Source organism: Janthinobacterium sp. GW823-FHT06H09, from assembly GCF_058794735.1.
Genome location: NZ_JBXAHC010000016.1, coordinates 106,431 through 128,200, shown reverse-complemented (window position 1 = coordinate 128,200; position 21,770 = coordinate 106,431). Strand labels below are relative to the sequence as shown.

19 protein-coding genes are annotated in these 21,770 nt (G+C 60.4%); 7 read left to right on the top strand and 12 right to left on the bottom strand.

What is annotated here, in order from left to right; all coding sequences use genetic code 11:
* The first annotated feature begins 243 nt into the window (after positions 1–243).
* The gene (locus tag AC1Q6X_RS23735) at positions 244–717 is read left to right on the top strand and encodes a MarR family winged helix-turn-helix transcriptional regulator (RefSeq protein ID WP_492498579.1); all 474 of its coding nucleotides are present in this window, start codon (positions 244–246) and stop codon (positions 715–717) included.
* 22 nt (positions 718–739) lie between these two features.
* Positions 740–1,588, top strand: a complete 849-nt coding sequence (locus AC1Q6X_RS23730) for a CPBP family intramembrane glutamic endopeptidase (protein WP_492498578.1) — start codon at positions 740–742, stop codon at positions 1,586–1,588.
* A gap of 15 nt (positions 1,589–1,603) precedes the next feature.
* On the opposite strand, the gene dacB is transcribed toward AC1Q6X_RS23730, so the two are convergent.
* Positions 1,604–3,106, bottom strand: coding sequence for a D-alanyl-D-alanine carboxypeptidase/D-alanyl-D-alanine endopeptidase (dacB, locus tag AC1Q6X_RS23725; protein ID WP_492419906.1), 1,503 nt, complete (start codon positions 3,104–3,106; stop codon positions 1,604–1,606).
* Between the two features lie 8 nt (positions 3,107–3,114).
* Complete coding sequence (locus AC1Q6X_RS23720) at positions 3,115–4,353, bottom strand: nucleoside recognition domain-containing protein (RefSeq protein ID WP_070221728.1); 1,239 nt, start codon at positions 4,351–4,353, stop codon at positions 3,115–3,117.
* Between the two features lie 219 nt (positions 4,354–4,572).
* On the opposite strand from AC1Q6X_RS23720, the gene AC1Q6X_RS23715 reads away from it, so the two are divergent.
* The 4 genes from AC1Q6X_RS23715 (at position 4,573) to AC1Q6X_RS23700 (ending at position 11,493) form a co-directional block, all read left to right on the top strand.
* Positions 4,573–6,375, top strand: a complete 1,803-nt coding sequence (locus AC1Q6X_RS23715; RefSeq protein WP_492498582.1) for an ABC transporter substrate-binding protein — start codon at positions 4,573–4,575, stop codon at positions 6,373–6,375.
* Between the two features lie 217 nt (positions 6,376–6,592).
* Complete coding sequence (locus AC1Q6X_RS23710) at positions 6,593–9,346, top strand: TonB-dependent receptor (protein WP_492498577.1); 2,754 nt, start codon at positions 6,593–6,595, stop codon at positions 9,344–9,346.
* Between the two features lie 88 nt (positions 9,347–9,434).
* Complete coding sequence (locus AC1Q6X_RS23705; protein WP_492498576.1) at positions 9,435–10,514, top strand: S66 peptidase family protein; 1,080 nt, start codon at positions 9,435–9,437, stop codon at positions 10,512–10,514.
* Between the two features lie 85 nt (positions 10,515–10,599).
* Positions 10,600–11,493: a YihY/virulence factor BrkB family protein gene (locus AC1Q6X_RS23700; protein WP_070221731.1), complete on the top strand. Its 894-nt coding sequence runs from the start codon at positions 10,600–10,602 to the stop codon at positions 11,491–11,493.
* Between the two features lie 422 nt (positions 11,494–11,915).
* On the opposite strand, the gene AC1Q6X_RS23695 is transcribed toward AC1Q6X_RS23700, so the two are convergent.
* The 6 genes from AC1Q6X_RS23695 to AC1Q6X_RS23670 all read right to left on the bottom strand — a co-directional run bounded on the left by AC1Q6X_RS23695 (position 11,916) and on the right by AC1Q6X_RS23670 (position 18,585).
* Entirely contained in the window at positions 11,916–13,043 is a 1,128-nt protein-coding gene (locus AC1Q6X_RS23695; protein ID WP_492498575.1) for an acyl-CoA dehydrogenase family protein, read from the bottom strand.
* A 38-nt stretch (positions 13,044–13,081) separates the two neighbouring features.
* Positions 13,082–13,750, bottom strand: coding sequence for an SDR family oxidoreductase (locus tag AC1Q6X_RS23690; RefSeq protein ID WP_070313415.1), 669 nt, complete (start codon positions 13,748–13,750; stop codon positions 13,082–13,084).
* A 73-nt stretch (positions 13,751–13,823) separates the two neighbouring features.
* Positions 13,824–15,020: an acetyl-CoA C-acyltransferase gene (locus tag AC1Q6X_RS23685; protein WP_492498574.1), complete on the bottom strand. Its 1,197-nt coding sequence runs from the start codon at positions 15,018–15,020 to the stop codon at positions 13,824–13,826.
* Positions 15,017–16,816 carry a bifunctional isocitrate dehydrogenase kinase/phosphatase gene (gene aceK / locus AC1Q6X_RS23680; RefSeq protein ID WP_492498573.1) on the bottom strand — a complete coding sequence of 600 codons (1,800 nt, stop codon included), beginning with the start codon at positions 16,814–16,816 and terminating at the stop codon, positions 15,017–15,019. Before aceK ends, AC1Q6X_RS23685 begins: the two co-directional genes overlap by 4 nt.
* 53 nt (positions 16,817–16,869) lie before the next feature.
* Positions 16,870–18,054 carry an isovaleryl-CoA dehydrogenase gene (locus AC1Q6X_RS23675; RefSeq protein ID WP_070260712.1) on the bottom strand — a complete coding sequence of 395 codons (1,185 nt, stop codon included), beginning with the start codon at positions 18,052–18,054 and terminating at the stop codon, positions 16,870–16,872.
* A gap of 126 nt (positions 18,055–18,180) precedes the next feature.
* Positions 18,181–18,585, bottom strand: a complete 405-nt coding sequence (locus tag AC1Q6X_RS23670; protein WP_326459569.1) for a MerR family transcriptional regulator — start codon at positions 18,583–18,585, stop codon at positions 18,181–18,183.
* Between the two features lie 713 nt (positions 18,586–19,298).
* On the opposite strand from AC1Q6X_RS23670, the gene AC1Q6X_RS23665 reads away from it, so the two are divergent.
* On the top strand, positions 19,299–19,706 hold the full coding sequence (locus AC1Q6X_RS23665; protein ID WP_034753756.1) for a hypothetical protein: 408 nt from the start codon (positions 19,299–19,301) through the stop codon (positions 19,704–19,706).
* A 62-nt stretch (positions 19,707–19,768) separates the two neighbouring features.
* Here the strand turns inward: AC1Q6X_RS23665 and AC1Q6X_RS23660 are convergent, their stop codons facing one another.
* The 4 genes from AC1Q6X_RS23660 to AC1Q6X_RS23645 form a co-directional block, all read right to left on the bottom strand.
* Positions 19,769–20,176, bottom strand: coding sequence for a hypothetical protein (locus AC1Q6X_RS23660; protein WP_492498584.1), 408 nt, complete (start codon positions 20,174–20,176; stop codon positions 19,769–19,771).
* A 111-nt stretch (positions 20,177–20,287) separates the two neighbouring features.
* Positions 20,288–20,887, bottom strand: a complete 600-nt coding sequence (locus AC1Q6X_RS23655) for a UbiX family flavin prenyltransferase (RefSeq protein ID WP_492498572.1) — start codon at positions 20,885–20,887, stop codon at positions 20,288–20,290.
* Entirely contained in the window at positions 20,880–21,191 is a 312-nt protein-coding gene (grxD, locus tag AC1Q6X_RS23650) for a Grx4 family monothiol glutaredoxin (protein ID WP_034753766.1), read from the bottom strand. The genes AC1Q6X_RS23655 and grxD overlap by 8 nt, the downstream gene beginning before the upstream one ends.
* Positions 21,192–21,296: 105 nt before the next feature.
* Positions 21,297–21,767: a GNAT family N-acetyltransferase gene (locus AC1Q6X_RS23645; RefSeq protein ID WP_492498571.1), complete on the bottom strand. Its 471-nt coding sequence runs from the start codon at positions 21,765–21,767 to the stop codon at positions 21,297–21,299.
* Between the last annotated feature and the right edge of the window lie 3 nt (positions 21,768–21,770).

Genomic DNA, 21,770 nt, shown 5'->3' with positions numbered 1-21,770 from the left:
ACAGGACCGTGAAACAACTTTGCGCCGATGATAGTGCTGCAACCAGTGTGAAAGTAGGTTATCGTCAGGCTTGTTATACGCAGTAAGAGAAAAACCCCGCCGGATTCCGGTGGGGTTTTTTTTCGTCTGGCGATTCCTCGCCACTCCTCCTCTTTTCAGCTACCCCCTGCTACTTTGTGCATAAAATGCAACAGCTTTCAGTATTTATATAAGTGCTTATGTAAATGCTGTTACTATCGCTACATGAAACAAGGACTCGGAACACAACTACGCCACCTGATCGAACTGCTGGACGGCGCCGTCCAGCAAGCCTACGCGGACGCGGGTCTCGATTACCGGCCGCGCTACACGCCCGTGATGCGGGTGCTGGCGCAACAGCAGAGCGCGACCATCGGCCAGTTGGCCGAGCTGGCGGGCATCACGCAGCCAGCCGTCACGCAAACGGTGGCATTGATGAAAAAGAAAGGCTTGCTGCTGGTGGCAGCCGGTGGCGAGGATGGCCGCCAGCGTGTGGTACGCCTGAGCAGCCAGGGCGAGGCCTTGCTGCCCCATTTGCAGACTTGCTGGCAGGCGACCAAGTGTGCTGCCGATAGCCTGGATGCGGAATTGGCATTTCCTTTATCCACATGCCTGGCGCAAGCCATCACGATGCTGCAACAGCGCTCATTTGGCGAGCGCATCCGCGATACAAGCAAGCAGCTAAAAACAACGCCCTGAAAACTATCTGAGGAAAGCGACGATGGACAATACCCTGAGCATGGCAACAAAAAAATCCCCTCTGGCCCGCCTGATGGCCTATCCCCTGGTGCAGATTGTGCTGGGCATGGTCCTCACATTTGCCGGGATACCGCTGGTAATGGGCACCGCTTCCCAACTGGTGGAAAAGCCCCACCGCATCCTGTGGCCGCAGTTGCTGGCGGCGCTGCTGGTGTGGTGCGGCTACCGTTTCTATGTGCGGTGCATTGAAAAGCGCCAGCCGGCCGAATTGGCAATGCCGGGCATGGCGCGTGAACTGGGACGCGGATTGCTGCTCGGCGCCGGACTGGTCTTTCTCACCTTTGTCGTGCTGGCAGCGCTGGGCGTATATCAGTTTAGCGGCGTCAACGCCCCGAGCTTCATGTTGCTGCTGCCGCTGGCGGAACTCGTGCTGGTCGGCATGGCCGAGGAGATGATGTTTCGCGGCATCCTGTTCGGCGTGACGGCACGTGCGCTGGGCAGCAAGGCCGCCATCGTGATTTCATCGCTGGTGTTCGCCCTGGCCCATTTGCCCAATGCCGGTTTTTCGCTGCTGGCCATCGCCGCGATTGTCGCCTATGGTGTGCTGCAGGCCGCACTGTACATGCGGACGCGCCGCCTGTGGGTGTGCATCGGCACGCATGTCGGCTGGAATTACTGTGTCAGCCAAGTGTTTTCCTCGACGGTATCGGGCCACGCGGCCACGGACGGCCTGCTGCGCGGCGAACTGGCGGGCAATGCCATGCTGACGGGCGGCGCCTTCGGTGTGGAAGCGTCGCTGGTGACGATCCTGCTAATCGGCGCCGTCGCCGCGTATGTGCTGCGCCTGGCGTTTGCCAGCGCACCACGCTAGGCCGCTGCACCGGCCTTATTGGCCGGCCACCACCGGCACGGCGCCGCTCCTGGCCACCCACTCGATCAGCGCATCGACGGCGGCGCGGCCATTGCCGTTGCCAACCAGGTCGCTATTGATCATGGCGACCACCACGCACTGTTGATTATTCGCATCGGGCACGTAACCGGCGATGGCCACCACATTCTTTAATGTTCCCGTCTTGATGCGGGCCCGCGCGGCGGCCGGGCTGTTCAGCAGGCGCTTGCGCATGGTGCCGTCCAGCGCCACGATGGGCAGGCTGGACTGGAACTCGGGAGCCCATGGACTTTGCTGCATCGCCTGCAGCACGCCAGCCATTTGCGCTGGCGCAATGCGTCCCGTGCGCGACAAGCCGGAACCGTTGTCGACCAGCATGCCCTGGGTATCGATATTGTGCCGCTGAAACCATTCCTGGATCACTTGCCGCGCCCGGCTGGCCGTGTCTTCCGGCGCAGCCATGGCGACGGGGCGGCTGCCTAGCCAGCCATCGCTTTGCAAGCTGCCCAAGCTGAGGAACAGGGTGCGGGCCAGGGTGTTGTCGGAGGTCTTGTTGATATCGCGCAAAACTTCCGGCAGGGCGCGCGCCACGTGGTCGGCCAGCATGCGCGTGCCGACCGGTTCGGCCGTCGGCGGCAAGCCCGTCAACGGCGCTTCGCGCACCGTGCCCGTGATCGTGCCGCCCAGGCGTTTCCAGGTGGCACGGAACAAGCGGTCCGCATAATCGTTGCGATCAAGCACATTGATGCTGGTGGCCTTGCTGCAATTTTGCGGGAAAGTACCGTGCAGTATCACTTGCAGTTTGCCGTTGGCATCGCGCCGGTATTCTGGCGGACGCCAGCCGTCTTCCCATCGCGCGCAACTGCCCTTGACCAGTTTCATGTCGCTCGTGATGCTGACGTTCTCCAGCGCCGGCTGCATCAGGATGCTCAATTGCCGGTCCGTCGAGTTCATATTGATATCGAGCAAATTGGTGTTCAATAACAAGGCATCGGGGATGACGTTGTAGCGGAACTCGGCCGACTCGTCGAACGGCGGCGCGCCGATGTCGGGCCGGGCTGGCTGGAACAGCTGGCGGTCCAGGATCAGGTCGCCCTTGATTTTCACGATGCCCTGGTTGCGCAGGGTTTGCAGCATGTGCGCCAGCACGTCCCCGTTGAAATCCGTGTCGGCGCCGCCGCGCAGGATCAGGTCGCCCTTCAGCACGCCATTGATGACGTCGGCGCTGGTGCGTAGCTCCGTGCGGCCGCGGAAGATGGGGCCTAATTGTTCCAGGCCCACGGCCGTCGTCACCAGCTTCATGGTGGACGCGGGCTGCATGCTGCGCTCGGCTCCATGCGACAGCACGGTGGTGTTGCCGCGCAAGACGATGGCGCCCATGGCGTCTTCGGGGATATTCGCGCTGCGCAACAGCAGGCTGACGGATTCGGGCAATTGCGCCTGTGCATTCGACAAGCCGATGCCAGCCAGCAAGGCGGCGATGAGGATGGGACGAAACATGGCGCTCCTTAATGGAAAAAGACATAGGCGACGAACACGGCGGTGACCACGCCGGCCAGATCGGCGATCAGGCCGGCAGTGATCGCATAGCGCGTCTTGCGGATGCCCACCGAGCCGAAGTACAGGGCCACGATATAGAAGGTGGTGTCGGCCGAGCCCTGGAAGACGCAGGCCAGGCGGCCGACGAAGGAGTCGACGCCATAGGTGTTCATGGCGTCGATCATCATGGCTTTCGAGCCGGAGCCGCTGAGCGGCTTCATCATGGCCGTCGGCAGGGCGGGCACGAAATCCGTATTGATGCCCAGGTTGGCGAAGAACCAGTTCATGCCGCTCATCAGGAAATTGAACACGCCCGCGTTGCGGATGACGCTGATGGCCACCAGCATGCCGACCAAATAGGGAATCACGGTGATCGAGGTCTGAATGCCGCCTTTCGCCCCTTCGATGAAGGCGTCATACACGTTCACCTTCTTGCGCAGGGCGCCGATGATGAAGATGGCAATGACGCTGATCAACACCAGGTTGCTGACCACTTTCGAGACCAGCTCGATTTCCTGCTTCGTCAGGTACTGCGTGAAATACCAGATCATGGCGACGATGGCGCTCGTCATGCCGCCCATCCAGCCCAGCACAACCCTGTTGAGCAAGTTGATGCGCTGCTTGATGGATACCGTGATGATGCCGACCATGGTGGCGACATAGGTGGCGATCATGCACGGGATAAAGATGTCGGACGGATCGGCCGCGCCGAGGATCGAGCGCTGCGCCATGATGGCCAGCGGAATCAGGGTCAGGCCCGAGGTGTGCAGCACCAAAAACATGATTTGCGCATTCGTCGCCTCTTCCTTGTTCGGGTTCAAGGTTTGCAGGCTTTCCATGGCCTTTAAACCGAACGGCGTGGCCGCATTGTCCAGGCCCAGCAGGTTGGCCGAGAAATTCATCACCATGTGGCCCGTGGCCGGATGGTCTTTCGGAATTTCCGGGAAGATGCGCGAAAAGAACGGCGCGATGACTTTTGCCAGCCAGCCGACGATGCCCGCCTTTTCACCGATGTTCATGATGCCGAGCCACAAGGTCATCACGCCCGCCAGCGGCAGGGCGATATCCATCACGCCCATGCGCGCCGTTTCGAACGTGCCGTCGATGATGCGCTTGAAGATATCGGTATCGCCGAGAAACAGCCACTGCAGCACTGCGGCCAGGAAGCCAACGAGGAAAAAGCCGGACCAGATGTAATTAAGTGCCATATGCGATCAGTTCTGTATTTCGGGGAGGTGAAAAGGTGCTGCAAGCAAAGTATAGAGGCAGCCCGATACGAGTTGATGAAAGAATGCAGCAATCGCATGCCAAAAAGTTATAAGCTGGCAGCCTGTTTTCATTGGCGCCCCGTAGCTTGCCCGCGTAGTGTGGGGGATGCCTGTCGCTTACCGCTGTTCCTTACCCTTGTCTGCACTGGATCACTGATGATGTTTTTACGCAAAACCGCCTGCGCCGCCGGCCTGGCCCTGTTGACGCTGTTTACCGCGCCCGCCGAGGCCGCCACCGATGCCCGCGCGAACAAGACCCTGCACTTGTTTTTGAGCACCAGCGAGACGGGCCTGGACCCGGCCGTGGCATCCGACCTGGCCAGCCTGAATTTGATGGAAAACATTTTTGACCCCTTGCTGCGCTACGACTACCTGGCGCGCCCGGTACAGCTGCAGGGCAATACGGCGCGCGGCTTGCCGACCGTGGAAGACGGCGGCCGCATGTATACCTTTCACTTGCAGCCGGGTATTTTCTTCACCCCCGATCCCGCTTTCAAGGGCCAGCCGCGCGAAGTGACGGCGCAGGATTATGTGTACAGCCTGACGCGGCTGTATGACCCCAGCCTGAAGTCGCCGTGGCTGTTCTTGCTGGAAGACAAGCTAGTCGGCGACGCGGCCCTGAAAGCCAAATTCAGCTACGACACGCCGATCGCCGGCTTGCAGGCGCTGGACAAATACACCTTGCGCATCCGCCTCAACGCCATCGACCCGAACTTCCTGTTTTACCTGGCCATGCCGGCGACCGCCGTGGTGGCGCGCGAAGTGGCTGAAGCGTACCCGGCGGCAGGGCAGATCGGCAACCATCCCGTGGGCACGGGACCGTTCCTGGTGAAGGAATGGAAGCGCAGCGACAAGATCGTGCTGCAAGCCAACCCGACTTTCCGCCCCACCGTGTTCCATACGGAAACCACTGCGCTGGCCGCCTTGCCGGTCGACGCGCGCGCCATCGCCGCCGCGCTGGAGGGTAAACGTTTGCCCCTGGTCGAGCGCATCGAGGTGCGGATCGTCGAGGAATATCAATCGCGCATGCTGGGCTTTCTGAAAGGCGAATTCGATTACCTGGAACAAGTGCCGGAATCGATGACGGACATGGTGCTGGAAAACGGCGCCTTGAAACCGGCGCTGGCCGCCAAGGGCTTGCAGCTGACGCGCTTTCCCGTGCTGCAGACGTATTACATGTGGATGAATATGGACGATCCCGTGTTGGGTGGCATGAGCAAGGACAAGCTGGCCCTGCGGCGCGCCATTGCCCTCAGCTACAACAGCCGCGAAGATATCGCGCTATTAAAGAAAGGCCTGGCCTTGCCGGCGCAGTCGCCGCTGCCGCCCAACGTGCTCGGCTACGACAAGCATTACCGCAGCCCCGTCGGCTACGATCCGGCGCTGGCGCGTGCGCTGCTGGACCGCTTCGGCTACAAGGCGGGGCCCGACGGCTTTCGCACGCAGCCGGACGGCACGCCCTTGATGTTGACCATGCATACGGAGCCGAGCACGGTGGGCCGGTTGCGCGATGAATTGTGGCGGCGCAACCTGAACGCCATCGGCTTGCGCCTTGAATTTAAAAGCGACAAGAAGACGGAAATCATCAAGGCGTCGCGCCTGGGCAAGGTGCAGATGTTCGAGACCAACTGGATCGCCGACTTCCCCGATGGCGATAACTTTATGCAATTGTTGTATGGCGGCAACGTCGGCCGCGCCAACTATGCCCGCTTCAATTTGCCCGATTACAATAAACGCTATGAGGAGGCGCGCCTGCTATCCGATACGCCGCGCCGACGCAGTCTGTACTTCGACCTGTTTCAGCTGATCTACGCCTACACGCCGTGGGTGCTGCTGACGCATCCCATCTCTGCCGACCTGCAGCAACCGTGGCTAAAAAACTACAGGCGCCACCCCGTGGAATTCACGTCCTGGCGCTATCTGGACGTGGATAAAACCAAGGGCAGCCCCGCAGGCAAGTGACCACGTCGCTGAAAAGGGCATTCATTCCAAAAAGTTATGGTTAGGAAAGCATTTTTCATTGGCTGGGCCCGGACGCATCGCGCTACTCTGAAAATGAAAACAAATAAAGTAAAGCGCTGGCGTCATAAAAAAATGTACCGCGAGACAGACGCCGCGACCTTACAAAACAGCCTGGACTTGAGAACTCAAGTTTCGATTGCCCAACAAGGAGAGACCAGTGAAATTGAAGAAACTAGCGCAGTTGGTGGCATTGATGGGGGTGGTGGGGCCGGTGATGGCACAGGAAGCGTCGGCGCCAGCGATGCAACGGGTCGAAGTGACGGGCAGCAGCATCAAGCGCGTGGCCAAGGAAGGCGCGCTGCCGGTGCAAGTCATCAGCTTTGACCAGATCGAAAAACAGGGCATCACGACGACCGAGCAACTGGTGCGCACCCTGTCAGCCAACGGCACGGGCGCCGATAACATGACTTCGGGCAATAACGTGTTTGGCGCCGATGCGGACCGGGTCAGCGGCGGCGCCTCGTTCGCTTCGCTGCGCGGCCTGGGACCGTCGAGCACCCTGGTGCTGTTGAACGGCCGCCGCATCGCCACGCACGGCGCCAGCGGCAAGTCGGTCGACCTGAACTCGATCCCGCTGGGCGCAATTTCTCGTGTGGAAATTCTCAAGGATGGCGCCTCGGCCATCTACGGCACGGACGCCATCGGCGGCGTGATCAATTTCATTCTGAAAACCAATTACAGCGGCGTGGAAGCGTCCGTCTCCACCAACGACACGCAGGCCGGCGGCGGCGCCACGCGCCGCGCCTCGCTCCTGGCAGGCACGGGCTCGCTGGAGTCGGACCGCTACAACATCATGGCCAGCCTGACCGTTGATAAAGCGCAACAGCTCAATGGCCGTGACCGCTCCTTCGTCAACGGCTTCCAGCCGGAACGCGGCCTGTCGCCCGATACCACGGGCACGCCGTTCGCCAACCAGATGGCGGGGACCGGCACGGCACTTGGCACATCGTTCCAGCTGCCGGGCGATGCGAATAAATACCTGCAAGCCAATCCGCTGAGCTTCCAGGGCAAGTGCGACACGATTCCCGGCATGTCGCAATACCAGACGGAACTGTGGAAAGACGTGACCTCGCCGCTGCGCACCAGGTATTCGTGCGCCTACGACTATGGCGCCGACTATGTGCTGCAATTCCCTGTTGAACGGGCCAATCTGCTGTCGCGCGGCACCTTCCAGCTGGCGCCCGACCACCGCATGTTTGTCGAAGTGCTCGGTTCGCGCACCAAGGCCACGGCCATCCTGACGCCGATGCAGGTGCAGGCGACCGTCGCCAACAAGAATCTGTATCCGGTCGGTGGCGCGTATTATCAGGATCTGTCGGCCTACATCCCCACGTTCGACAAGAGCAAGCCGATTTCCTACAAATGGCGCGCCAATGACGTGGGCAACCGCACGCAGGAAAACACCACCGACAATGCGCGCGTGCTGGTGGGCTTTGAAGGCAACTTCGGCAAGTGGGATTACAAGGCCGGCATTTCGCGCGCCGAAAGCAGCACCAAGACCAAGCTGACGGATGGCTATTCCTACACGGACAAGCTGTACGCAGCCTTGGCCACGGGCATCATCAATCCCTGGGTAGGCGCCGGCCAGAGCCAGACGGAAGCGGCCAAGCAATTGATCGAATCGACCAAGTTCCGTGGCGACTTCCAGCACGGCAAGACGACCCTGACGCAGATCGACGGTTCCGTTTCGGGCGAACTGTTCCAGCTGCCGGCCGGTGCGCTGGCCATGGCGGCCGGCTTTGACTTGCGCCGCGAAGGTTACAGTTTCGCGCAAGACGTCGACGCCACGCAGATTTTGCTGTCGCCAGGCAATGCCGCACTCAAAGATGCCAGCCGTACCGTCAAGGCTGTGTATGCGGAGCTGCTGGTGCCGGTCACGAAAGACCTGGAAATGCAGCTCGCCATCCGCCGCGACGATTACAGCCTGGTGGGCGCGACGACGAATCCGAAAGTGGCCTTCCGCTATCAGCCGGCCGACTTCCTGCTGTTCCGTGGTTCGGCCAGCAAGGGTTTTCTCGCACCGAGCTTCCAGCAGCTGTATTCCGGTTCGCTGAGCCAGGAATTGCCGAACGGCGTGGTCGACCAGGAAGGCTGCGCCAAGCATCCGGGCGTGCCCGAGTATTGCGCCATCGACCGTCTCGACTACAAGACGGGCGGCAACACGAATCTGAAACCGGAAACGTCGAAGCAGGGCAGCGTCGGTTTTGTCATCGAGCCATTCAAGGGATATTCGGCCTCGTTCGACTACTGGGCCATCAATACCAAGGATCGCATCCTGAACCGCACGCCGCAAATCGTGCTGACCAACTACCAGGCGCTGAACCAGTACATCCACCGCAATCCGGACGGCACCATCGAGTACGTGCAGGCGGGCTGGATCAATGCGGCAGGCAGCCGCGTGCGCGGCCTCGACGTGGGCTTGCGCGGCGAAGGCAAGATCCGGGACGCGAAATGGACGGCGACCCTGGACGGCACGTATATGGACAGCTTCAAGTTTGCGGAATATCAAGGCCAGGAATACCAGGAACTGGTCGGCAAGTTCTATACGCGTGACCTGTATTTGCGCTGGAAACATAACGCCAGCTTTGGCGTGTCGCGCGGCGACTGGAGCGGCTTGCTGGTGCAGAGTTTTTCGTCGGGCTACAAGGACCAGCTGCCGAATGGCGGCAAGGGGTCGCCGCCGCCGGGCTTCAAGCCGGACGTCTCCAGCTACACGACGTATAACCTGTCGGGCACGTACACGGGCTTCAAAAATACCACCATCACCGTGGGCATCCAGAACTTGTTCGACCGCGATCCCCCATTCACCGCGCACAACGTGGATGAAGTGGTGGGCGCCGGCTGGGATCCGCGCGTGGCCGACCCGCGCGGCCGCTCGCTGTCGTTCCAGCTGAAGTACAAGTTCATGTAAGGCGGTCATGCCGGCGGCGATCCCGCCGGCATGCTAACCTCGTGCGGCGGCGCCTGGCGTCGCCGTTTTTATTCCAGGAAAGGGCCGCATGTCCAGTCAGACCAATCTCAGCCGGCGCCGCTTCGGCGGCTTGCTGGCCGCCACTCTCGGGGCGGCAGGTACACCGGCATGGGCGGCGGCCGCGCAAGGGAAGGGCAAACGCATGCAACAGCCACACGCATTGATCAAACCGGCGCGCTTGCGCGACGGCGACCTGGTCGCCATCATCGCACCGGGCGGTTTTACGGATGAGGAATCCATCGCCAAGGCCCAGCGCAATATCGAATCGCTGGGACTGCGCGCCAGTCTGGGCGCCAACATCCGCGCCGTGCACGGCAACTATGCGGGCACGGTGCAGCAGCGCCTCGACGATCTGCACGCGGCGTTCGCCGATCCCGAGGTCAAGGCGATCTGGGCCATCCGTGGCGGCTCCGGCTGCATTTCGCTGCTGGCGCTGCTCGACTACGCCTTGATCCGGCGCAATCCGAAAGTGCTGATCGGCTATTCCGACATCACGGCCCTGCACCTGGCCATCGCCAGCCAGACGGGCCTGGTGACTTTCCACGGACCCGTGGCGTCGTCCACGTTTTCCGACTACACGGTGACGCAGCTACGCAATGTGCTGATGACGCCGCAAGACAGTTATACGATCCCGATGGCGCTGGACAACCATCGCCGCGCGCAGACGCAGCCGAACTTCGCCATCCGCACCGTGCATGGCGGTCAAGCGACAGGACGCTTGACGGGCGGCAACCTGTGCATGGTCAGCGCGCTGGCCGGCACGCCGTATGCGGCCGATTTCCGCGAGCATATCTTGTTCCTCGAAGAAATCAATGAAGTGCCGTACCGCATCGACCGCATGCTGTGCCAGCTGGACCTATCCATCGGTTTCAAGCACGCGGCGGCCTTGATGCTGGGCATTTTCGAACATTGCGAGGCGGCCGAGGGCGATACGGCGCTGACCCTCGATGCCACCCTGGACCAGCATTTGCAGCCCTTGCGCGTGCCGGCCGTCAGCGGCTACTCGTTTGGCCACATCCGCCACCAGTTCACGCTACCGATGGGCATATTGGCCACCCTGGATGCGGACCGGCAAACCTTGACCTTGCTGGAGCCGGCCGTCTGCTAGCGTACGGTGCAGCGGGGCGATTGTCAGTATGCTAGTGTGATAAGGCGTGGCACGAGGCCGCGCCGTCTTCCTCACCGCACCCGACATGATCAACCGCCACGCCAGTACCTACATCCTCAGCCACCCGCTGGCCTTCGCGCTGCAGGTGCTCAAGGGTTTCCGCGCCAACCAGGGCTTGCTGCTGGCGGGCGCCGTCGCGTATTACTCGCTGCTGTCCATCGTGCCCCTGCTGATGCTGGTGGTGGTGGCCCTGTCGCACGTAATCGCGCAGGATGAATTGCTGCAGACAATCGGCCACTACCTGGAATGGCTGGTGCCGGGGCAATCGAAGGCCATCGTGGGCGAGATCGCGCATTTTCTCGACAACCGGGGCGTGATCGGCTGGCTCTTGCTGCTGACCATGCTCTTTTTCAGCTCGCTCGCGTTTACCGTGCTGGAAAACGCCATGAGCGTGATCTTTGTCCACCGCGTCGCCATCCGCCGCCGCCATTTCCTCATTTCCGCCGTGCTGCCGTACTGCTACATCCTGTGCCTGGGCGTGGGTATCTTGCTCATCACGTTGGTGGCGGGCAGCCTGCAGGTGATGGGCGAGGAAAGCGTGCGCTTTTTGCGCCACGACTGGGGCCTGGAAGGCGTGTCCGGCGTGCTGCTGTATCTGCTGGGGCTGGGTGGCGAAATCCTCGTGCTCAGTTCTATTTACCTGGTCATGCCGGTGGGAAGATTGTCGATCACACATGCGCTGATCGGCGGCGTGACGGCGGCTCTGCTGTGGGAAATCGCCCGCCATGTGCTGGTCTGGTATTTTTCCACCTTGTCGCAGGTGAACGTCGTGTATGGCTCGATGACGACGGCCATCGTCGTCATGTTCAGCCTGGAAATCGGCGCCACCCTGCTGCTGCTGGGAGCGCAAGTGATTTCCGAATACGAAAGAGTGGCCCGCGGCGGCGAAGAAGACAAGCCGCTGGCGCTAAGGACTTGATTTAACGTATGGTTTCAATCCATTGTTGCATTGCACAAAAAGCTGTGCTATACTCCATTCAGTGATTGAGATTTGGCAGCAAATTATCTCACCATCCAGTTTCAGCGCGGCGACCGACAGGTGTAATGTCGATGGCGTGACAGTGCGAAGAAATGGATTTTGTAATTCCGGATACGATGGTCGATTTTACACTTGGAGTCACCATGCAGATAGCATGGGAGTCCGAAAATCAGGAGGCACTTTGCAGATAGCACTGGCGTCCATGACACGATTAAAGCATTGGTAATACATTGGAACAAGCCCGCGTTTTAGCGGGCTTTTTTTCGTCCATCGTTGGCGTATGGGGTCAGACCCACAACAACGCTAACGCAAAGCTCCGCGCCAACGCATATGGGGGTCTGACCCCAGCTTTTGCCTGGGGTTTACAACGCCCGCGCAATCAAAATCTTCTGAATATCGCTGGTGCCCTCGTAAATCTGGCACACGCGCACGTCGCGGTAGATGCGCTCGACGGGGAAATCGGACACATAACCGTAGCCGCCGTGCACCTGGATGGCGTCCGAGCACACTTTTTCCGCCATTTCCGACGCGAACAGCTTGGCCATCGCCGCTTCCTTCAGGCAGGGCAAGCCCGCATCCTTCATGGCCGCCGCGTGGCGGATCAGCTGGCGTGCCGCCTCGATCTGCGTGGCCATGTCGGCCAGGCGGAATTGCACGGCCTGGTGTTCATAGATGGGTTTGCCGAAGCTTTCCCGCTCGCGTGCGTACTGCAGGGCCGCTTCATACGCGGCGCGCGCCATGCCCACGGCTTGCGAAGCGATGCCGATGCGTCCGCCTTCCAAGCCGGACAGGGCGATCTTGTAGCCTTGGCCCTCTTCGCCTATTAAATTTTCCGCGGGGATGCGGCAGTTCTCGAACAGGATTTGCGCCGTGTCCGACGAATGCTGGCCCATCTTCTGTTCCAGTCCCGCCACGATGTAGCCGGGCGTGTTCGTCGGCACCCAGAAGGCGCTGATGCCGCGCTTGCCGGCCGCCTTGTCGGTGACGGCCATGACGATGGCCACGTCCGCATACTTGCCGCTGGTAATGAACTGCTTCGTGCCGTTGATGACGTATGCATTGCCGTCGAGGGTGGCCGTGGTGCGCAGGGCGGAGGCGTCGCTGCCCGTATGCGGTTCCGTCAGGCAAAATGCACCCAGCATCGTGCCTTGCGCCAGCGGACGCAGCCACTGTTCCTTTTGCGCATCATTGGCATACATCATGGCGATGCTGCACACGGGGCAATTATTCACGGAAATGATGGTCGACGTGCCGCCATCGCCGGCGGCGATTTCTTCCAGCACCAGGGCCAGCGATACATAGTCGAGGCCGGCGCCACCGAGCGCTTCCGGCACGGCCACGCCAAAGGCGCCCAGCGCGGCCAGTTCCTGCAATTCTTCTTTCGGGAAATGATGTTCCTTGTCCCAGCGGGCCGCATTGGGCGCCAGGCGCTCGCGCGAAAAACTGCGCAGCGCTTCCTGGATCATCGATTGTTCTTCATTGAGTATCATGGGACGTCGTCTCGTTTGTTTTTATGGTGTGTGGGGAGTTACCAGCCTATGGGCTTGCCGTCGTAGTTGCGGAACACGGCCTTGTCCGTGGCCGGCAGGCTGGCCAGGGTGGCGCGGATGCCGGCAGCACTTTCTTCCGGTGAAATATCCGCGCCGGCGCCGCCCATGTCCGTGCGCACCCAGCCCGGGTGGAAAGCGACGCAGCTGACGCCTTGCGGGCCATGCACGAGGGACGTGTCGATCAGCACGGAATTCAAGGCGGCCTTGCTGGCGCGGTACAGCGAACCGCTGGGGTTGCCCCGCTCGCTCAGGGAGCCCATGTGCGAGGACAGCACGGCCAGCTTGCCCTTGGCGTTAGCCACCAGCGGCGCCAATATCGGCAGCAGCCGCATGGCCGCCAGCACGTTGGTGTGCATGACGAGGTCAAAATCGGCTTGCGCAGGAAAACCGTCGTGACGGGGGCCATACACGCCCGCGTTGAGGATGGCCACGTCGAGTTTTTCATCGTCGAGCTTCCAGCCCAGGCCGGCACAGCCTTCCACATCCGTCACGTCGAGCTGGTGCGCTTCCGCACCCAGTTGCTTGAGGGCCTCGCAGGCGTCCGGCGTGCGCGCCGTGGCGATCACGCGCCAGCCATCGTGGCGGTATTGACGGACGATTTCGTGGCCGATGCCGCGCGAGGCGCCGATGATCAATGCGGTAGGCATATGTTTTCTCCCTGAAAATAAAATGAAAGGCGCGCACCGTGAACCGCGGTGCGCGCCCGTGCTCAGGAACAGCTTATACCAGTTCGATTGCCATCGCCGTCGCTTCGCCGCCGCCGATGCACAGGGCCGCCACGCCGCGCTTGCCGCCGGTTTTTTTCAGGGCGCCCATCAGGGTGACGATGATGCGCGCGCCCGAGGCGCCGATCGGGTGGCCCAGCGCGCAGGCGCCGCCGTGGATGTTGATCTTGCTGTGCGGAATGTCGAGGTCATGCATGGCGGCCATCGGCACGGCGGCGAACGCTTCATTGATCTCGAACAAGTCCACATTGCTGCTGCTCCAGCCCGTCTTGGCGTAGAGTTTTTTCACCGCGCCGATGGGGGCCGTGGTGAACTCGTTCGGCGCCTGCGCGTGCGTGGCGTGGCCGTGGATTTTCGCGATGACGGTGCAGCCCAGTTTTTTCGCCGTCGATTCGCGCATCAGCACCAGGGCTGCCGCGCCATCGTTGATCGACGACGACGAGGCGGCCGTGATGGTGCCATCCTTCTTGAAGGCGGCTTTCAAGGTCGGGATTTTTTCCAGGCGGGCTTTTTGCGGGCCTTCATCGATGCTGACGACGGTGTCGCCGCCGCGGCCGGAAACGGTCACGGGCACGATTTCCCATTCGAAACTGCCATCCTTGGTGGCCGCTTGCGCGCGTTTCACGGATTCGATGGCAAACGCATCCTGCGCTTCGCGCGTGAACTGGTACTGGCTGGCGCACTCTTCGGCAAACGTGCCCATCGAGCGGGCATTGCCCTTTTCGTCGCGGCTGTAGGCGTCTTCCAGGCCATCCATCATCATGTGGTCATAGATCATGCCGTGGCCGATGCGGTAGCCGCCGCGCGCTTTCGGCACGAGATAGGGGGCGTTGGTCATCGATTCCATGCCGCCCGCCACCACCACGTCGGCGCTGCCGGCGAGCAAGGTGTCGTGCGCGAACATGGTCGTCTGCATGGCCGAGCCGCACATTTTCGACAGGGTCACGGCGCCCGTGGAATCGGGCAAGCCCGCCTTGCGCAAGGCCTGGCGCGCGGGCGCCTGGCCCTGGCCAGCCATCAGGCAATTGCCGAAAAACACGTGTTCCACGGCATCCGGCGCCACGCCGGCCCGCTCCACAGCGGCGCGGATGGCCACGGCGCCCAGGTCGCTGGCGGTGACGTTGGCAAAGTCGCCCTGGAAGGCGCCCATGGGGGTGCGCGCGGCACCGACGATTACGACTGGATCATTCATGTTGGATCTCCGGTTGAGGGGTGGGAAGGTGACTGCATACAAAAACGCAGGTGCTGCGGATACGGGAAGACGTCCTCGATATGGCCGTCTTCGATGCGCTGCTTGCGCGCCTGCCAGTATTGCGCCGTCAGCAGGTCGGCATGGTGCTGCATGAAATAGCTGCGGATGCGGGGATTGCCCAGCAGGAAGGTGCCGAATTGTTCGGGAAACACATCGTGCTTACCGATGGGATACCACGGTTCGGCCGACATTTCTTCCTCCTCCGTGCGGGCTTGCGGGATGACGCGGAACTGGCAATCGGTGATGTACTCGATTTCATCGTAATCGTAAAAAACGACACGCTGATGACGGGTCACGCCAAAATTTTTATACAGCATGTCGCCAGGAAAAATATTCGCCGCCACCAATTCCTTGATGGCGTTGCCGTACTCGACGATGGCGTGTTCGACCAGGTCGTCGCGGCCTTCCTTTTCGGCATTGCTCAGCCACATGTTCAGCGGCACCATCCGCCGCTCGATGTACAGGTGGCGGATGATGATCTGCCCGTGCTCTTCTTCGATCAGCGAGGGGGCGAACTGCTTCAGCTCGGCCAGCAGTTCCGCGGCAAAGCGGGCGCGGGGAAAAGCCACGTTGGAATACTCGAGCGTGTCGGCCATGCGGCCCACGCGGTCGTGGTGTTTCACCAGCAAATACTTTTGCTGGACTTGCGCGCGCGTGGTTTCCTTGGGAGGAGGAAAGAAATCCTTGATCACCTTGAAAACATACGGAAACGACGGCAGGGCAAATACCAGCATCACGAGGCCGCGAATGCCGGGCGCGCTCTCGAAGTGGTCCGACGAGTGTTTTAAATGCTGCAGGTAGTCGCGGTAAAACAAGGTCTTGCCCTGCTTTTGCAAGCCCAGTATCGTATAAATCTCACTGCGAGGCTTGCGCGGGAGCAAACTTCGGAGAAATTGTACATAGGCGGACGGTACTTCCATATCCACTAGGAAATACGCGCGCGTAAACGAAAACAGCACGGCGATCTGCTGCTGCTCGAACAGCACCGTGTCGAGCACCAGCTTGCCGTGGCGGTTGTGCAGGATGGGCACGACGAACGGGTATTCGCGGTTGCCGTTGATGGCCTTGCCGACCAGGTAGGCGCCCTTGTTGCGGTAGAACAAACTGGTCAGGACCTGGAGCTGGTGGTTCGGCTCCAGCCGGTCGCTGCCGAACAGCTGCTGCAGGCGCGCTTCCACCTGGGCTACGTCGCGCTCCAGGTTGGCAAATGCGCAGTCCAGCTGGAAGTTGTTCACCATGCGCGTCAGGGTATCGCGCAAGCCGTCCTGGCCCGGGTAATACACGCGGTAGGTGGGTGCGGGGTCTTGCGTTTCGATGTATTCCGTGGAAACGACGGGGCGCACGAAAATATAGTCGTTATTGAAATACGTGCGGTGCAGGATGTTGCAGCAGACGGAATTGAAGAAGGTTTCCGCCAGTTCCGGCTGCTTGTGTTCCGTCAGCATGCCGATGTAGTGCAGCTTGAGTTCACGCCACACTTCGTCGCTCAACTCCGACTCTTCGTACTCATCTTCAAGCATCTGCACGCATTCCTGCACGCGCTTGTCATAGAAGTCGATGCGTTCGCGGGCCGCCGTCTGCGCCGCGCTCCAGGCGCCTTGCTCGAAATACCGCTTGGCTTGCTGGCTCGTTGCGCGGAACAGACGGTAATGCTTGTCAAAGCCGTCGCGGATGGTGCGCGCGATATCGAATGCAATCTGGGAAGAGAGCAATTTGGGGAAGGCAATGTGCGTCATAGCTGTGCTCGCATGAATGGCTCCTCACCCAGTCGATCGCCGCGCGCCCGTGCTTACTTGGTTTCCGCAAACAGTTCGCGGCCTATCAGCATGCGGCGGATTTCGCTGGTCCCGGCGCCGATTTCGTACAGCTTGGCATCGCGCCACAGGCGGCCAGCCGGATACTCGTTGATGTAGCCGTTGCCGCCCAGCGCCTGGATCGCTTCGCCCGCCATCCAGGTCGCCTTTTCCGCACTATACAGAATGGCACCGGCCGCATCCTTGCGCAACTGGCGCACGGCTTCCGGCGTGGTGGCGCGGTCGCAAGCCTGGCCCACGGCGTAGACATAGGCCTTGCACGCCATCATGGTCGAATACATATCGGCCAGCTTACCTTGCATCAACTGGAATTCGCCGATGGGCTGGCCGAATTGCTTGCGGTCATGCACGTAGGGCACGACCAGGTCCATGCAGGCCTGCATGATGCCCAGCGGGCCGCCGGACAGCACGGTGCGCTCGAAATCGAGGCCCGACATCAGCACGTTGACGCCCTTGCCCAGGCCGCCCAGCACGTTTTCGGCCGGTACTTCACAATCCTGGAATACCAGTTCGCCCGTGTGCGAGCCGCGCATGCCCAGCTTGTCGAGCTTTTGCGCGATGGAAAAGCCCTTGAAATTCTTTTCGATCAGGAAAGCCGTCATGCCGCGCGGACCCGCTTCCAGGTCGTTTTTCGCGTACACCACCAGCACGTCCGCGTCGGGGCCGTTGGTGATCCACATCTTGGTGCCGTTCAAGACCCAGCGGTCGCCCTTGAAGTCGGCGCGCAGCTTCATGCTGACGACGTCCGAGCCCGCGTTCGGTTCCGACATCGCCAGCGCGCCGATGTGCTCGCCCGTGATCAGTTTCGGCAGGTATTTCGCTTTTTGCTCGGCCGTGCCGTTGCGCTTGATCTGGTTCACGCACAGGTTCGAGTGGGCGCCGTAGGACAGGCCGACGGAGGCCGAGGCGCGCGAGATTTCTTCCATGGCGATGATGTGTGCCAGGTAACCCATGCCGGCGCCGCCGTATTCTTCGCTGACGGTGATGCCGAGCAAGCCCATGTCGCCCATCTTGCGCCACAGGTCCATGGGGAACTGGTCGGTGCGGTCGATCTCGGCCGCGCGCGGCGCGATTTCGGCGGCGGCAAATTGTTGGATCGCTTCGCGCAGGGAGGCGATGTCGTCGCCGTGGTCAAAGGTCAAGCCTGGGAGATGGAGCATGTCGTCCTCGTCGTCGTTATAAGTGTGGCGGTCATGGGTGCCGGGTCAGTGAAGCTATGATACTCAGTTGTGACGTTTACGTAAACGTAAAGTGGCGCGCGCGGCAGGTGTGCGCCGCTTGCCTTGCTAGCTTGTTTGCGCCTTATCAATATTCAAGTCCGCCAGCATGCGCGCGCACGCGTCTTCATGCGCGCTGATTTCCGCCAGCGCCATTTCGATATCGATGCGTTGCTGCTCCAGGGTTTGCCGGTGCTGCGCCAGCACGCCCAGGAAGCGGTCCATCTGCGCGCGCGTGTCCTTCGGCGACTCGTACATGTCGACCAGGCTCTTGATTTCCGACAAGGCCAGGCCCAGGCGCTTGCCGCGCAGGGTCAGTTTCAGGCGGGTGCGGTCGCGCGGTGTGTAGACGCGGCTGCGGCCGCCGGCGCCTTCGCGTTTCGGGCTGAGCAAGCCCTGGTCTTCATAGAAACGGATGGCGCGCGCCGTGATGTCGAATTCCCGCGCCAGTTCGGTAATGGTATAGGTCGTCATGGGTGCGGGCGGTGTCGGTTGCATGGGTGGTCGGTCGTCAGATGGGATGCGGCGAGACAGGTGGTGGCAAAGTGCCGTTTACGTCAACGTCAATACTATTGTAGCGTGCCCTGCCCGTGCTGCAACAAAGAAAAAAGAAGGCGTAAAGGGAGAATTTGGCGAATCAGACAACAATTACTGAAAATAAATTGATTCTTCTTGCACAAACGCGCTTAAGATCGAGAGTTGGTGGCCAAGATGACACCAAAAAGAGCTTTCCTGGCATAACGGCGACATTCTTTTCGCTGCGATGGCAGTAAAATTTTTTAAGTGCAGATTCTTTCCAGTAGGCACGATCAAAAAACAACGTTTCACTATGAACACGTTGTTCATGTCGTTTCCATATTGGAAACAAAATGGCCCTTCTGAAAACTTTGTCTACAAGAAATTGTATGACATGGGCATTGCATGTATCGGTAGAGGAGGGCATTATCCGATACCGTACGTTGTAATGCCAAACCGAGGCTTTGAATCGTGCTGCAGTGCGAAAATCAAGGCTAGCCGCGAATTTGACCCGAAGCCACGCAGAATCGCAAGAGAAAATTCGGCCCACTTTTTGACCTGAAAAGCCCGGCCGGAGTGTTAATTGTTAATTGATACTCTTTTCAAATGTAACAATCTGTATGGTCATTCAAGAAACTGACTTTCATGTTACAACATGAAATAGTACACCTATGAATTCTTCTAACGAACGCGAAAGCTTCAGCCAGCGACTTCAGTTGGCTCTCAAAAACGCCCATTACTCTCCAGACAGCCCGACCAGACTGGCCCGGGAATTCAACATCCGTTTCGATGGACGCCCGATTACTGTGCATGCAGCTAGGAAATGGTTAGTAGGTGAAGCAATTCCCACGCAAGAAAAATTGCGCATGATTGCCCAATGGTTGGGCGTTCCCGCGGAATGGTTGCGTTTTGGCGGCCCGGAAAGCGCCACGCCGAATGGTGAAGCGGGCAGCGCTTTATCGCGCTTTGAGTCCGCCGATGTGAAATTAATTGCCGATTTGCAAAGATTGGATGAACATCATCGTCAAATCGCGCGAGAATTTATTCGCATGCTGGTGAGAGTCAACTACCAAAAGTAAGCATCCAGGCCCTCCCCGGCCGGCGCCGTCCGCTTTACGCTGACGGCGCTCCCCCTGTCCTTTTATTTGCGCAAGGTCATACTGGAGACATGATTTTGCCGCACAATAAGACCTCGCATGTTGCGCTGCAGCGGAATTATTTGACAATAATCCCGTACGCAGCGGCGCAGCGGCCAATACCAGCGCATAATCACATCAGAAGCAGCCAGTTCATCCACTACGGAGCCGAGCATTTGAGCCGTCTTATGAAAAGTAACTACAGCAATACCGCGCAGCTGAAGGACTTGATGACCGTGCCCCCCATGACTGCCGCGCAACATGCGGAAGTGATGCGCAAACGGATCGCCCACCGCAGGATGGTTGAAGAAGCCAGGGATTTGAAGCAGGCCAGTGCTCACCAGTTCGACAAGCGGTGAGGGATGCCTGACCAAAGCTACTGCGCGTCGCGCTTTGCGGCCGGCGATGCTCACCGTGCTTCAGCACGGTTGCGCTTCTCGGCCACAAATCACTGACGCTCGCTACGCTTTTGTCAGGCATCGTGACTTGGCAGGGGTTTCCCCGCTTTGATTGCGTTGGTGATGTCAGGTTTCTGACGCTTTAAGACCATTCCACCGCGGTGCCAGGTCGTGCTCGATGCCGAGCAGGTCGATGACCCTCGCCACCGTCTGGTCGACCATCTCCGCAATGCTCTGCGGGTGGTGATAAAAGCTCGGTAAGGGCGGGAAGATGATGCCGCCCATTTCGGTCACGGCCGTCATATTGCGCAGGTGCGCCAGGTTGAACGGCGTTTCGCGCACCATCAGGATCAGGCGCCGGCGCTCCTTGAGCACCACATCGGCGGCCCGCGTGATCAGATTATCCGACAAGCCGTGCGCGACGGCCGCCAAGGTCTTCATCGAGCACGGCGCGACGACCATGCCATCCGATTGAAACGAGCCGCTGGCGATCGACGCGCCGATGTCGCGCAGCTTGTGCACGACGTGCGCCTGCGCTTCGACGTCCTTGCGCCCCACGCCCGTTTCCTGGTGCAGGGTCAAAACAGCGGCATCGGACAGGACCAGATGCGTCTCGACGCCGGGGATGGCGCCGAGCAATTGCAGCAGCCGCAAGCCATACACGGCGCCCGTGGCGCCCGTGATGGCCACGACGACACGGCGCGGCCGCTGCTGCTGATTAGGCATCCAGCAGGGACTTCAGTTCGCCCGATTCAAACATTTCATTCATGATATCGGAACCACCGATGAACTCGCCTTTGACATACAGCTGCGGAATGGTCGGCCAGTTCGAGTAATCCTTGATGCCCTGGCGAACTTCCGGGTCATCCAGCACGTTGACGGTAGCGATGTTTTCCACGCCGCACGCTTTCAGGATCTGGATGGCGCGGCCGGAAAAGCCGCACTGCGGGAACTGGGCCGTGCCCTTCATGAACAGCACGACTGGCGTGTTCGTCACGGTTTCTTTGATCCAGGTTTGTACGTCGCTCATAGCTGCCTCTGATGGGTAAATAAATAGATGCCGTCATTTTATAAGAAAACGACGGCACGGGTATGCGCTCAAGTCATAAATCGGGTAAGTCAGCCACGTTGACGCCTATAAGGTCTTGCCCAGGCAGGTCGATTGTGCCGCGCCCACGTATTTGCCCCAGGCAATGACCGGCGCATAGCCGTGCCTGGCATAAAACGCCACCGCGCGGGTATTGACCACGCGGGTGGAAAGGTGCAGGGCCTGGTAGCCATGCCGGCGCGCCTGCGCCTCGACATGGGCCAGCAGGGCCGCGCCCACGCCAGTCGAACCCGGGCGCGCATACATACGCTTGAGTTCGCCTACGGCGCTGTCCGCTTCGCCCAGCGGGCGCAGGGCGGCGCAGCCCAGCAGTCCTCCAGCCGCATCGCGGGCCAAGTAAAAGCCGCCGCGCAAGGTTGCCGCTTCGACATCGAAGGAAGAGCGGCCGCTGTCGCCGTTGATGCGCAGCAATGCCTCTGACAAAGCATCGAGCAGCAATTGCGCATCCGGGCTGGCGGCGTCCACCGCCAGGATGACAAGGTCATGCCTGGCGGCCATGGG